At 58.4% G+C, this 13012-nt stretch carries 11 protein-coding genes; 7 read left to right on the top strand and 4 right to left on the bottom strand.

Features of this window, described 5'->3' with window-relative positions; translation table 11 throughout:
• The first annotated feature begins 95 nt into the window (after window positions 1-95).
• Window positions 96-503 carry a transcriptional regulator gene (locus tag BGRAMDRAFT_RS19890; protein ID WP_006050606.1) on the top strand — a complete coding sequence of 136 codons (408 nt, stop codon included), beginning with the start codon at window positions 96-98 and terminating at the stop codon, window positions 501-503.
• Between the two features lie 109 nt (window positions 504-612).
• Here BGRAMDRAFT_RS19890 and yidC read toward each other — a convergent pair whose 3' ends face one another.
• The 4 genes from yidC to rpmH all read right to left on the bottom strand — a co-directional run bounded on the left by yidC (window position 613) and on the right by rpmH (window position 3291).
• A complete protein-coding gene (gene yidC, locus BGRAMDRAFT_RS19885) occupies window positions 613-2271 on the bottom strand; it encodes a membrane protein insertase YidC (RefSeq protein WP_006050605.1) in 1659 nt (552 codons plus the stop codon).
• Between the two features lie 30 nt (window positions 2272-2301).
• The gene (gene yidD / locus BGRAMDRAFT_RS33770) at window positions 2302-2532 is read right to left on the bottom strand and encodes a membrane protein insertion efficiency factor YidD (RefSeq protein ID WP_006050604.1); all 231 of its coding nucleotides are present in this window, start codon (window positions 2530-2532) and stop codon (window positions 2302-2304) included.
• A 112-nt stretch (window positions 2533-2644) separates the two neighbouring features.
• A complete protein-coding gene (locus BGRAMDRAFT_RS19880; protein WP_006050603.1) occupies window positions 2645-3142 on the bottom strand; it encodes a ribonuclease P protein component in 498 nt (165 codons plus the stop codon).
• A 14-nt stretch (window positions 3143-3156) separates the two neighbouring features.
• A complete protein-coding gene (gene rpmH, locus BGRAMDRAFT_RS19875) occupies window positions 3157-3291 on the bottom strand; it encodes a 50S ribosomal protein L34 (RefSeq protein ID WP_004198824.1) in 135 nt (44 codons plus the stop codon).
• 382 nt (window positions 3292-3673) lie between these two features.
• On the opposite strand from rpmH, the gene dnaA reads away from it, so the two are divergent.
• From dnaA to BGRAMDRAFT_RS19845, 6 genes are all read left to right on the top strand, one after another.
• The gene (gene dnaA / locus BGRAMDRAFT_RS19870; RefSeq protein WP_006050602.1) at window positions 3674-5302 is read left to right on the top strand and encodes a chromosomal replication initiator protein DnaA; all 1629 of its coding nucleotides are present in this window, start codon (window positions 3674-3676) and stop codon (window positions 5300-5302) included.
• 236 nt (window positions 5303-5538) lie between these two features.
• The gene (gene dnaN / locus BGRAMDRAFT_RS19865) at window positions 5539-6642 is read left to right on the top strand and encodes a DNA polymerase III subunit beta (RefSeq protein WP_006050601.1); all 1104 of its coding nucleotides are present in this window, start codon (window positions 5539-5541) and stop codon (window positions 6640-6642) included.
• A gap of 113 nt (window positions 6643-6755) precedes the next feature.
• Window positions 6756-9227, top strand: a complete 2472-nt coding sequence (gyrB, locus tag BGRAMDRAFT_RS19860) for a DNA topoisomerase (ATP-hydrolyzing) subunit B (protein ID WP_006050600.1) — start codon at window positions 6756-6758, stop codon at window positions 9225-9227.
• Window positions 9228-10281: 1054 nt separating this feature from the next.
• Window positions 10282-11055, top strand: a complete 774-nt coding sequence (locus BGRAMDRAFT_RS19855) for a reverse transcriptase domain-containing protein (protein ID WP_006050598.1) — start codon at window positions 10282-10284, stop codon at window positions 11053-11055.
• Between the two features lie 494 nt (window positions 11056-11549).
• Window positions 11550-11852 (top strand): DUF4031 domain-containing protein, encoded by a 303-nt coding sequence (locus BGRAMDRAFT_RS19850; RefSeq protein ID WP_044021441.1) that lies wholly within the window; start codon window positions 11550-11552, stop codon window positions 11850-11852.
• 73 nt (window positions 11853-11925) lie between these two features.
• A complete protein-coding gene (locus BGRAMDRAFT_RS19845; RefSeq protein ID WP_006050597.1) occupies window positions 11926-12987 on the top strand; it encodes a thymidylate synthase in 1062 nt (353 codons plus the stop codon).
• The last annotated feature ends 25 nt before the right edge of the window (window positions 12988-13012 follow it).

The following is a 13012-nucleotide window of genomic DNA, read 5'->3' as shown; positions in this document are numbered from 1 at the left end:
CCTTGGGCGCGTCAAGCTAAAAGTATCTCAAATACGCTAAACATGAACTTGTTTGGTTGTCAACGGGGAGGACGCTGAATTGCACAATCTGGCCCATGCCAACCCCAAAAGAAAAAGCCGCCTTCGCCAAGAGGCTGAAGGACAGCCTGGAGCCGCTGAAAATTCGCGGCGGGACCAAACTCGCCGAGCAATTCAACCTTCGCTATCGCGGCGATCGTCCGGTCACGCCGCAAACCGCGCACAAGTGGCTGACGGGCACGACCATTCCGAAGCCGGACAAGTTACGCACGCTGGCCGAGTGGTTGAACGTGAAAGAGCATTGGCTCCACTATGGACCTTCGCCCGGTGCGAGCGCCAGACCCATGGCGCGCGGCGAGAAGTATCCGCCATCGCCGGAAATCATTGAACTCGCTTCCAAGATTCAGTCGCTGACGCCGAAGGACCGCTTTCTCGTCGAGGAAATGATTGTGCGCTTCTACGGTGAGGATAACGAAGAAGAGTAGCGGACACGTCTCATGCGCACGCATGCGTCCATGAAAAAAGCCGCCCGGTTCGTTGAACCGGGCGGCTTCGTTTTTGCGGCTACGTTTGCTGCGTCTTTTCAGACCGGCGTCAGGCCGGCTTTGCCTTCGACTGACCCATCATGCGCGTGATGTAGTACTGCTGCGCGATCGACAGCACGTTGTTCACCACGTAGTACAGCACGAGACCCGCCGGGAAGAAGAAGAACATGACCGAGAACGCGATCGGCATGAACATCATCATCTTGGCTTGAACCGGATCGGGCGGCGTCGGGTTCAGCTTCGTCTGCAGGAACATCGAGACGGCCATCAACACCGGCAGGATGAAGTACGGGTCTTGTTGCGACAGATCGTGAATCCACAGAACCCACGGCGCGCCGCGCATTTCCACCGACGACAGCAGCACCCAGTACAGCGAAATGAACACCGGAATCTGGATCACGACCGGCAGACAGCCGCCGAACGGATTCACCTTCTCGGTCTTGTACAGCTCCATGAGCGCGGCGTTCATCTTCTGCGGATCGCCCTTGAAGCGTTCGCGCAGCGCCTGCATGCGCGGCGTGATCGCCTTCATGCGCGCCATCGACTTGTAGCTCGCGGCCGACAGCGGGAAAAACACCGCCTTGATCAGCAGCGTGAGCAACACGATTGCCCAGCCCCAGTTGCCGACATAGCTGTGGATCTTCTCGAGCAGCCAGAACAGCGGCTTCGCGATGATCGTCACCCAGCCGTAGTCCTTCACCAGTTCGAGGCCCGGCGCGATGCCTTCGAGCATGCGCTCTTCTTCGGGACCGGCGAAAAGACGTGCGGAAACGTCCACGGTCTGGCCCGGCGCGATGGCCGCGACCGGCTGCTTCACGCCGACGCGATACAGCGCCGGATCGATCTTCTCGACGTAGATGTCGCGCTTAACGCCCTGCTGCGGAATCCACGCCGACGCGAAGTAATGCTGCACCATCGCGATCCAGCCGTTGTCGGCCTGCTTTGCGTAGTCTTCCTTGTTCTTGTCGATGTCGCCGAACGTCATCTTCTGGAAGTGATTCTGTTCGGTGTAGACAGCCGGGCCGATGAACGTGTGCGAGAAGCGCGGCGTTTCGACCGGCTGGTCGTCGCGCACCAGTTCCATGTACACCGACGGGCTGACCGGCGCGGTGCCGACGTTCTGAATCTTCGTGTCGACGCCGATCACGTAGCTGCCGCGCGTGAACGTGTAGGTCTTGATGACCTTCAGCCCACCCTTGACCGGCGACTCGAAGCTCAGGCTGAACGATTTCTGATCGCCCTTCAGCTCGGTCTGCTGATTCGGCATCAGCGTGTAGATGTCGTTGTGATTCGGGAAATCGCCGCCGAGCAGGCCCGTGCGCGCGAGGTACGTGTGATTGCCCGCGCGGTCGAACAGCGTGATGACGAGATCCGGCTGCTTGCCGTCGCCTTGCTTGACGAGCGACAGCTTCGACAGCGTGCCGCCGCGCGTGTCGATTTCGCCGCTATAGACGTCGGTGCTGAACTTGACGAGCTGCGATTGCGTGGCGGCCGGCGTGTTGGCCGGCGCGGCTGCGTTGGTGGCCGGCAAATCGGCGGGCTGGGTTCCCGGCGTCGTGGTTCCCGGTGCGGCGCTGCCGGCCGTCTTGGTCGGCGTGGCGCTCGGGAAGAACATCGACGGGCGTCCGTGGTCGCGTTGCCAGTTGTCGAACAGCATGACCGCTGACATGAAGAAGATGACCCATAGGACGGTGCGTTTAATATCCATGCGTTGTCTCAGTGTCGATGGAACGGCGCATCAGCGCTTTTCAGAAGTGGGAGGCGGGACGAGATCGATGCCGCCCGCGGAAAACGGATGGCAGCGGCAAATACGCCTGGCGGCGAGATAAGTCCCGCGCGCGGCGCCATGATACTGGATTGCTTCGCGCGCGTAATCAGAGCAGGAAGGGTAAAAACGGCACCGGTTGCCGAGCATGGGGCTGACGGCAAGCTTGTAAAAGCGCAATAAAGCGATGAGTACCGTTTGCATGGCTCATGCGGCCGGACGGCGCCGCGCAACGTGAAATACCGGACGACGCCCGCTGGCCGTGGCTGCCGAAGCTGTGGCGGCACGAGCGAAAAGGCGGGCGGTCATCTGAACGTCATTCCGTCCTGGGCGCTTCCGCGGGCGGCGCCTGACGACGGGTGATTTCGCGCGCTGCCTTGTCGAGCAGCGCCTCGATTTCGCTGCGGCACAGCGCCTTCAACGGCGGCGACGCGGCGCTCGGCAAAGCCTTCTTGTCAAAGCGCGTGTGCAAACGCAGCAGCACATCCCAACCGCCGAATTCCGCGCGACGCAACCGGAAGGCTTCGCGCGCGATCCGGCGCACCAGATTACGCGTGGCCGCGCGCGGCGCATACTTCTTGCCGATCACGAGGCCGAGGCGAGCGTCATTGCCGGTGGGCCGGCCGTACACGACGAAGTGCGCGGTGCGGCGCCAGGGGCGCAAACGAAAAACGGATGAAAATTCATCCGTTTTCAGTAGCCTTGCGGCTTTGGGAAAGGCGGCTTGCGCTCGCAACGGTACGGAGCCCTGCTGCGGCGCCTCTGCCGATTCCGCTTCGCCGCGGTTGTCGCCTGGCACGGACAGAGCGCGCAATCCGCTCGCCTGCCTTAGATGGCGAGGCGCTTGCGGCCCTTCGCGCGACGTGCGTTGATGACCTTGCGGCCGCCAGCGGTCTTCATGCGAACGCGAAAGCCGTGGGTGCGCTTGCGACGGGTAACGGAAGGTTGGTAAGTACGTTTCATGTTGCTCTCACTTGATCGAAAAAAAACCGCGCGATCATCGCTGAAAGCGCAATGGCCGGAGGTTTACTGAATTGGTTTTCGCGGAACCCGCTATTTAAACCCGTTTTTCGTTGACCGTCAATAGTTTAGCCGGCGCGGCGCGAGCGCGCGGCCCGCTTCGGCGGATGATCCGTCCCTGTGGATAACTCCCTTTCGCCTCCGATTTGGCGTTAGAATCTCGCCTTACTTCCCAAAAATATTGCACGCCGCTCCGGCTCGCTTGTCCCGCAAACCCTTGTGGCGCAAGCGCCTGGAGCTGTTACGCCTGGCTGCTCCGGGCCTTGTTGCGTGCGCGCGACGGGGGCTGCGGCGAACCGCGTGCACACCATAACGACAGCACTCGATGAACGAATTCTGGCAACACTGTTCCGCATTGCTGGAGCGTGAGCTCACGCCCCAGCAGTACGTGACGTGGATCAAACCGTTGGCCCCGGTCGCCTTCGACGCCGCTGCGAACACGCTCAGCATTGCCGCGCCGAACCGCTTCAAGCTCGACTGGGTCAAGAGCCAGTTCTCCGGTCGCATCGCTGATATGGCCCGCGATTTCTGGCAGGCGCCTGTCGACGTGCAATTCGTACTGGACCCGAAAGCCGGCATGCGCGCTCCTGCGGCAGCGGCGCCGGCTCCGGCGCGTCCGGCTTCCGCGCCGAATTCCATGGGCGGCAGCGCGGGCAATGCCGCTGCCGTGGACGCGGCCGTTGGCGCCGTGCAAGCGGCGCAGGCCACGCGCGCGAACGGCCCGAACAGCGCTAACAGCGCAATGGCCAACCTCAACGCGAATGCCCGCGCGGCAGCCGAGCACAACGCCAACGCACGCGCGGCGGCCGAAGATGCCGCCGACCTCGATCTGCCGAGCCTCGACGCGAACGAAGCCGCCGCGGCGCGCCGCACATGGCGTCCGGGCCAGAGCGCGAGTTCGAATGGCAACGGCGAGAACGACTCCATGTACGAGCGTTCCAAGCTAAACCCGGTTCTGACCTTCGACAACTTCGTGACCGGTAAGGCGAACCAGCTGGCGCGCGCCGCGGCAATCCAGGTCGCGGACAATCCCGGCATCTCGTACAACCCGCTGTTCCTGTATGGCGGCGTGGGCCTCGGCAAGACTCACCTGATCCACGCAATCGGCAACCAGTTGCTGATGGACAAGGCCGGCGCGCGCATCCGCTACATCCACGCGGAACAGTACGTGTCCGATGTCGTGAAGGCTTACCAGCGTAAGGCGTTCGACGACTTCAAGCGCTACTACCACTCGCTGGATCTGCTGCTGATCGACGATATTCAGTTCTTTTCGGGCAAGTCGCGCACGCAGGAGGAGTTCTTCTACGCGTTCGAGGCGCTCGTCGCGAACAAGGCGCAGGTGATCATCACCAGCGACACGTATCCGAAGGAAATTTCGGGTATCGACGACCGTCTGATCTCGCGCTTCGACTCCGGCCTGACGGTCGCCATCGAGCCGCCCGAGCTGGAAATGCGCGTCGCGATTCTGATGCGCAAGGCGCAGTCGGAATTCGTGAGCCTGAATGAGGACGTGGCGTTTTTCGTCGCGAAACATTTGCGCTCGAATGTGCGGGAACTGGAAGGCGCGCTGCGGAAAATTCTCGCGTACTCGAAGTTCCACGGCCGCGAGATCACGATCGAACTGACGAAAGAAGCGCTGAAAGATCTGCTGACGGTACAGAACCGGCAGATTTCGGTGGAGAACATTCAGAAGACCGTCGCTGACTTCTACAGCATCAAGGTCGCGGACATGTATTCGAAGAAGCGTCCGGCGAACATCGCGCGGCCGCGGCAGATCGCGATGTATCTGGCGAAGGAGCTCACGCAGAAAAGCCTGCCGGAAATCGGGGAGCTTTTCGGGGGACGCGACCACACCACAGTGCTGCACGCGGTGCGCAAAATCGCCGACGAGCGCAGCAAGGACGCGCAGCTGAATCACGAATTGCACGTGCTGGAGCAGACGCTGAAGGGCTAGGCAAGGGCTAGGTGGTGGGCGGGAAAATCGACCTGTTTATTTCCAAAGTCGCCCCCAATTTAGTGAGGCGGTTCCTTTTTCAGGCACAATACAGGTTTAACCGCCCGGCGCGGCCGCGGGCGGATTTCACGCCGTGACGGGCGCTGCGTGGCGCCGGCGGGGAGCCACGGCAGCATGCCGGAAATGCCTTGAACGGCTCGAAGGCGCGCAGGCCGTTATATCAACGAAGGAACTCTATGCAACTGGTCAAGACCGAACGCGATAACCTCCTCAGGCCGCTGCAAACCGTGAGCGGCATTGTCGAACGCCGCCATACGTTGCCGATCCTCGCCAATTTGCTGATTACCAAGAACGGTCCCGACGTGTCGTTCCTGTCAACCGACCTGGAGTTGCAGATCACCACGCGCGCCGATTTCGGCGTGGGCGGCGATACCGTGGCGACCACGGTGGCAGCGCGAAAGCTCCTCGACATCCTGCGCGCCATGCCCGACGGCCAGGTCACGCTCACGCTGAACGACAAGCGTCTGACGGTGCAATCCGGCAAGAGCCGCTTCGCGCTGCAAACGCTCGCCGCGGACGAGTTCCCGACCGTCGCGCAAGCTAAAGACTACGGCGCGAACCTTGTGGTTCCCCAAAAGACGTTCCGCCAGTTGCTCGGCATGGTCCATTTTTCGATGGCCCAGCAGGACATTCGCTACTACCTGAACGGCATGCTGCTGGTGGTGGACGGCGACCAGTTGATGGCGGTCGCGACAGACGGCCACCGCCTCGCGTTTTCGTCGATGAAGATTGAAGGCTCGTTTGCGCGCCAGGAAGTGATCATTCCGCGTAAGACGATTCTGGAGTTGCAGCGTCTGCTGGAAGACATCGACGACACGCTGAAGATCGACATCGCGCAAACGCAGGTGAAGTTCACGTTTGGCCAGGTCGAACTCGTGTCGAAGCTGGTGGAAGGCAAATTCCCCGACTTCCAGCGCGTGATTCCGAAGTCGCACAAGAATCAGTTCGTGATCGGCCGTGAAGAATTGCAGCGTTCGCTGCAACGCGCCGCGATTCTGACGTCGGACAAATTCAAGGGCGTGCGCTGCATCATCGAGCCGGGCCAGTTGAAGATCATGTCGACCAACGCCGACCAGGAAGAGGCGCAGGAAGAACTGGAAATCGCGTACGACGGCGACAGCGTCGATATCGGGTTCAACGTCACGTATCTGCTCGACGTGCTCGCGAACCTGAAGGTCGACACGCTGCAAGTGAGCCTTGGCGACGCCAGCTCGAGTGCGCTGATCACGATTCCCGAGAACGACGAATTCAAATACGTCGTGATGCCGATGCGCATCTAACGCGTCCAACACCAAGAACACACCAAGGGGCGCAGCGCCCCTTTGGCATTTTTATGGTGTTTTGAAAAGTCCCGAGCAGCAACCCAGCAGTAATGCAGAACCGGAAAAAATCCATGACTGAAACGAACAATACGCAACCCGACAACAGCTACGGCGCCTCGTCCATTCAGATCCTCGAAGGTCTGGAGGCGGTGCGCAAGCGGCCGGGGATGTACATCGGGGATACATCGGATGGCACCGGTTTGCACCACCTCGTGTTCGAAGTGCTCGACAACTCGATCGACGAAGCGTTGGCCGGCTATTGCAACGACATCCAGGTGATCATTCACGCGGACAACTCCATCTCGATCACCGACAACGGCCGCGGCGTGCCGACCGGTCTCAAGATGGACGACAAGCACGAGCCGAAGCGCAGCGCCGCCGAAATCGTGATGACCGAGTTGCACGCCGGCGGCAAGTTCGACCAGAACAGCTACAAGGTGTCGGGCGGCTTGCACGGCGTCGGCGTGTCGTGCGTGAACGCGCTGTCGGCGTGGCTGCGTTTGACGATTCGCCGCGACGGCAAAAAGCACTTCATGGAATTCCACCGTGGCGTGCCGCAGAATCGCGTGATCGAAGAGATCGACGGCGTGGCCGTGTCGCCGATTCAAGTGGTGGGCGATACCGAAAACCGCGGCACCGAAGTGCATTTCATGGCCGACGAGACGATCTTCGGCAACGTCGAATATCACTACGACATTCTGGCCAAGCGCATCCGCGAACTGTCGTTCCTGAATAACGGCGTGCGGATTCGTTTGACCGATCAGCGTACGGGCAAAGAGGATGATTTCGCGTTTGTCGGCGGCGTGAAGGGTTTTGTCGAGTACATCAACAAGACCAAGAGTGTCTTGCATCCGACCATTTTCCACGTGAGCGGCGAGAAAGACGGCGTGGGCGTGGAAGTGGCAATGCAGTGGAACGACAGCTACAACGAAAACGTGCTGTGCTTCACGAACAACATTCCGCAGCGCGACGGCGGCACGCACTTGACCGGCCTGCGCGCGGCCATGACGCGTGTGCTGAACAAGTACATCGCCGATCACGAAGTCGCGAAGAAGGCGAAGGTCGAGACGTCCGGCGACGACATGCGCGAAGGGCTTTCGTGCGTGTTGTCGGTGAAGGTGCCCGAGCCTAAGTTCAGCGCGCAGACGAAGGACAAGCTGGTGTCGTCGGAAGTGCGCGCGCCCGTGGAAGACGTGGTCGCGAAGGCGCTCGAGGAATTCCTGCTGGAAACGCCGAACGACGCGAAGATCATCTGCGGCAAGATCGTCGACGCCGCGCGCGCTCGTGACGCGGCTCGCAAGGCGCGTGAGATGACGCGCCGCAAGGGCGTGCTCGATGGCGTCGGTTTGCCGGGCAAGCTCGCGGATTGCCAGGAGAAGGACCCGGCGAAGTCGGAGATTTATATCGTCGAGGGCGACTCGGCAGGCGGCTCGGCGAAGCAGGGGCGCGACCGGAAGTTCCAGGCAATCTTGCCGCTGCGCGGCAAGGTGCTGAACGTCGAGAAGGCGCGTTATGACAAGCTGCTTTCTTCGGAGCAGATCGTGACGCTGATCACGGCGCTCGGCTGCGGTATCGGCAAGGAAGACTACAACCTCGATAAGCTGCGTTATCACCGCATCATCATCATGACCGATGCTGACGTGGACGGCGCGCACATCCGCACGCTGCTGCTGACGTTCTTCTATCGGCAGATGCCGGAGATGATCGAGCGCGGGTATATCTACATCGCGCAGCCGCCGTTGTTCAAGATCAAGGCGGGCAAGGACGAGCGGTATCTGAAGGACGAGAGCGAGGTTAATGCTCACATCCTCAAGCTCGCGTTGCAGGGTTCGGAACTGTTGGCTTCTGAGAATGCAACGCCGATTACCGGCGATGCGTTGGGCGAATTGGCTCGGGCTTATTTGCTGGCGCAGGCGGTGGTGAACCGGTTGAGCCGCTTGTATGACGCGGGCGCGCTAGAGGCTGTGATGGACGGGGTCGTTATTGACCTTTCCAGCGAGGCGGCCGCTGAGACATCGGCTAAAGCGCTTGAGGCTAAGCTTCGCGATGATGCTCTGAAGCCCGAGGTTAGGGTTACGACCATGTATGACCCGGTGCGTGAATTGCGCTCGCTGAAGGTCGCGCGGACGCATCACGGCAATCAGAAAATCTCCGTGTTCGATGAAGAGTTTCAATTGACTGCCGACTACCAGCAGTTGGTGAACACCGCGAATACGTTTAAGGGGTTGATTGGCGCTGGCGCCGTTATCAAGCGCGGTGAGCGGAGTATGGCTGTTACTGACTTCAAGTCTGCGATGAAGTGGTTGCTGGCTGATGCCGAACGCAATATCTCGAAGCAACGCTATAAGGGGCTCGGTGAGATGAACCCCGGGCAGCTTTGGGAGACTACGATGGACCCGACCGTGCGTCGTCTTCTTCGTGTGCAGATTGAGGATGCTATCGCGGCTGATGGCATTTTCACGACGCTGATGGGGGATGATGTTGAGCCGCGGCGGGCTTTCATTGAGTCGAATGCGTTGAGGGCGGGGAATATTGATGTTTGAGGGTAGGTGTAGCGGGAACCATAAGGTGAGATTTTGGGAGGCATCCATTGAGACTTTTATTGAATGATGCGTCCCGATAGCTCAAGCTGATGACGTCCCGTTAAGCGCTATTCCGAAAGGAAAAACGGCCACCTTTATGAGGTGGCCGTTGTGTTTTTAGTGAGAAGTCCCGGACTGGGGTTCGCGATAGTCGCCGGCGGTCTCGCCTTCGAACAACACTGCCGCCGGCTACCTAGTCATAGCGATGGCCTAATGTCAGATGAAGCTAGGTGGCTTTTTTCTTAATAGCTTGGGTTTGTCGACGACGGAAAAATAGCGACGTCTTCCAATCCGATGTCGACAAACCGTGGAATGTGGCGAAGTTGGTGACGGTGGAGTGAGTGAGGCGATGGGGGGCTGCTGCTTGCTGAGTTGCATTAATTTCGGTTACGAGGCCTCGATTTAGTTTCGGTTACGGGGGCTCTTACCTGCCGCTGAGCCTTACCAGACAGGACGTAGCTAGAATTAATGTAAAAAGGCCGCTGGAGCTTTTTCCAGCGCCTTTTTTTGCGCTCACACCCTCGATTTCCTTTCGCAGCTTGCTCGCTCCCGGAAGGCGGTGCCTCGCTAGCCGCTCCCCACAAGACCACGCGGTGGTGACCCGAGCACTGCAGGGACTACCTACCTTCCGCACCCGTAATCAGCCCGCCCGCACCTAAAATCACGCGTTTTTACCGATTGCGCATTTTTCAAGTCATATTTACTTGCGTGTTTCGGTGCATTTTGGTAGTGTTTATCTTCCCGGCGATAGGCACCATGTTGGCGCCTATCCTCCATTGCGTCACTATGTGATATCGCGATATAGCATTGCGGATAATATTTCCAATATGCATATCAGTTTTGATTTGTAGTCATTGCGCACAGCGCTAGACAAGCCGGGATTGAATGGAGAAAGCTGCTATGAAAAAATTTACTTTCGTACAGCGTCTAGTTCTTGCTCTGATTCCCTTTGCGACCGAACTCGTTCGGCTCGCAGAGGACATCGTCAAGAACATGACTGCTAATTATAAAAATTATGGAACCTCGTTGGGATTCCAAGTTTGAGCTGAAGCCTGGGAAGTGGGTCTTCGTTCCCAATGGCGACACGATAGAGCTTGGGGCAAAAATCAAAGACGAACTACGCGAACGCTGGAAGGCGCCCGCGTACTACTACCATCTTCGTCAGGGTGGCCACGTTGCAGCGTTGAAGGCCCACCTTGGGCAGACCTGTTTTATTCACGTCGACATCGAGAACTTCTTTCAGCGTATAAACCGCAGCCGGGTAACTCGTGTCCTGAAAGGGATGTACAGCTATGCAGAAGCTCGAGATATTGCGAATCTCTCGACGGTCCGATTGCCTGAGGATGCGCAAAAGCGCTACATACTGCCGTATGGATTTGTTCAATCCACTTTGCTTGCGAGCATCTGCCTCCGTAAAAGTGCACTGGGCAATTACCTGAAACAGCTCTCTGCGACCGACGGCATTGAGGTAAGCGTTTATGTTGATGACATAATCATTTCTCTGAACGACGAAGCACTGGCGGAAAATATTTTCGCTGACGTTAGGCGCATGGCCGAGAAGAGCGGTTTCGATTTAAATCAAAAGAAAGAGCAGAGACCGGCTGACAAAATCAGCGCTTTCAATATCGAGTTGTCGCAGAATTCTCTGCATGTATTGCCTGACAGGTGGCACGCGTTTCTCGATGCGATGCGTCAAGACGGGAATCCCCATCGACACCAAGCCATCCTCGGGTATGTAGACTCGGTGAACCCGGCTCAAGCCAATCAGCTTCAGGCAGAGATGCTCTGATACCTCCGCATCGGATTAGGCGTGACACCTTGACCGAGCGTGCCAGCGCCTCGAACAAGTTCAGCTAGTTAGTGCGGCAAACGAGCCAATCCAATCAGGTTCTACTGGGAGCACGGGGCGGCTGCCAGCCTGCAACGGGTCCGACATAAACTTTTATGTCTTGCGTGAATTCCTTCTGCCTGTCAGGTGGGCCGAGGTAAAGAACTGCGGTGCAGCTCTTCGCTAGCTCTCGATAAATCTCTGGGTCAGTCGCGCACCCGACTCGCCACAAGATGCGGTCAAAGTGCGGCGCTGGTGACTCCAACGAAAGCGTTGATGTAGATTTCTGCCCTGAGTATGCTCATGGATGAGTTCCTCGGGTGTGAACTCTCTTTAGGCCGAGCAGGCATGCATCATTCTGCGGATACGGATAAGCGTTAGGACGTTTTTTCCGGTTTCGGGTATCATCTCCGGAGAGTAAGGGAAAAATAAAAGCTTTCTGCGAGGGAGAGACCGTGGCGGTCTATGTAGATAACGCTCGAATAGCGTGGCGTGGCCGCCAGTGGTGCCATTTGGTTGCCGATTCGCTCGATGAGCTGCATGGCTTCGCGAAGTCCTTAGGATTGAAGCGCGGTTGGTTTCAAGCGAAAGCGTCGTTGCCACACTACGACGTGACTGTCGAAGTTAGAGACTTGGCGATGAGTCGGGGTGCCATGCAGGCCGACCGACGCACGCTCGTCTCGCGTGGCCGCCAATTGAAACTCGAACTTCATGAATCGCTCGCAAGAGCAAATGCTCAGTTGAGGCTGTTTGACTGAGATTTGAGTTTCGTGCTGTCTAATTTTTTCGGCTTCGCAGGCGATAGACCGCGCCTAGCTTGCTGCCCTCGCCATGTACCTGACTGCAGACACAATCGATGACCTGCTCAATAAGGTTTATCGTCGCCTTCTGAGAAAGCGCGGTGCCGGTGACATCGTTCCCACGAAAGGCACCAATACCGAAATATACGGTGCGCTTTTACTCTTAAAAAACCCGCGGGCCAGGCTAAGCCAGAGCGAAAGAAAAAATACTGTTTTCAGCTGCCTCGGCGAATTCCTCTGGTACCTATCCGGGTCTAACAAACTGGACTTCATCCAGTATTACATCAAGTCATACTCGGAATTTTCTGACGACAACGAGACGATTTTCGGCGCCTACGGCCCACGCTTATTCGGCTCCGATAAGGCCCCGAACCAAGTACAGAACGTCATTGAGACGCTCCGAGCAAGCTCCACATCTCGCCGGGCCGCCATTCAGCTCTACCATGGCGAAGACCTTGCCCAAAATCTCGAGAAGAGGCGCAAGGACCTTCCGTGCACATGCACGCTGCAATTCACAGTCAGAGACCATCAACTACACGCAATGGTCATGATGCGTTCGAACGATGCGTTCATGGGACTGCCGCACGACATCTTCGCCTTCACGATGCTGCAAGAACTCATCGCCCGCTCTTTGGGAGTTGAGGTCGGACAATACAAGCACGCGGTCGGCAGTCTTCATCTTTATGCAACGGACATACAGTCCGTGCTCGACTACCTGGACGAGGGTTATCAAGAGCGCGTTTTGATGCCTCACATGCCAGCAGAAGACCCTTGGCCGACGGTAGCGAAGGTACTGGAGGCAGAGCGCATGGTCCGACAAGGGAAGCAGCCAGAACTCGACCAGCTTCCGTCGTACTGGGCGGACCTAGCGCGGTTGTTGCAGGTATATCGCTATTCCCGCAAAGGGGCCCGCCAAGCTGACCGAGAAAAGCTGGCCGACATTAAGGCGCAAATGACCACCGACGTCTACGACTTGCACATCGCAAAGCGTCAGCGACAAGCGCCCATGCCTGTTCCGTCTACCCCGCTGTTGTTTGATGGCGCAGCACTTGATGCTCGGCAGCCAGCGAGCGCCGACTCAAATAAACGATAGTTGATAGAAACCACACGTTCGACGG

This window comes from Paraburkholderia graminis C4D1M, assembly GCF_000172415.1.
In the GTDB taxonomy this organism is placed as follows: domain Bacteria; phylum Pseudomonadota; class Gammaproteobacteria; order Burkholderiales; family Burkholderiaceae; genus Paraburkholderia; species Paraburkholderia graminis.
The sequence above is the reverse complement of the archived record's forward strand: the minus strand, read 5'-3'. Positions and strand labels throughout refer to the sequence as shown.

Bases quoted from the DNA above. Each gene is read 5' to 3' on its own strand.
- BGRAMDRAFT_RS19890 (WP_006050606.1), top strand. From the start codon at position 96: ATGCCAACCCCAAAAGAAAAAGCCGCCTTCGCCAAGAGGCTGAAGGAC.
- yidC (WP_006050605.1), bottom strand. From the start codon at position 2,271: ATGGATATTAAACGCACCGTCCTATGGGTCATCTTCTTCATGTCAGCG.
- yidD (WP_006050604.1), bottom strand. From the start codon at position 2,532: ATGCAAACGGTACTCATCGCTTTATTGCGCTTTTACAAGCTTGCCGTC.
- rpmH (WP_004198824.1), bottom strand. From the start codon at position 3,291: ATGAAACGTACTTACCAACCTTCCGTTACCCGTCGCAAGCGCACCCAC.
- dnaA (WP_006050602.1), top strand. From the start codon at position 3,674: ATGAACGAATTCTGGCAACACTGTTCCGCATTGCTGGAGCGTGAGCTC.
- dnaN (WP_006050601.1), top strand. From the start codon at position 5,539: ATGCAACTGGTCAAGACCGAACGCGATAACCTCCTCAGGCCGCTGCAA.
- gyrB (WP_006050600.1), top strand. From the start codon at position 6,756: ATGACTGAAACGAACAATACGCAACCCGACAACAGCTACGGCGCCTCG.
- BGRAMDRAFT_RS19855 (WP_006050598.1), top strand. From the start codon at position 10,282: ATGGAACCTCGTTGGGATTCCAAGTTTGAGCTGAAGCCTGGGAAGTGG.
- BGRAMDRAFT_RS19845 (WP_006050597.1), top strand. From the start codon at position 11,926: ATGTACCTGACTGCAGACACAATCGATGACCTGCTCAATAAGGTTTAT.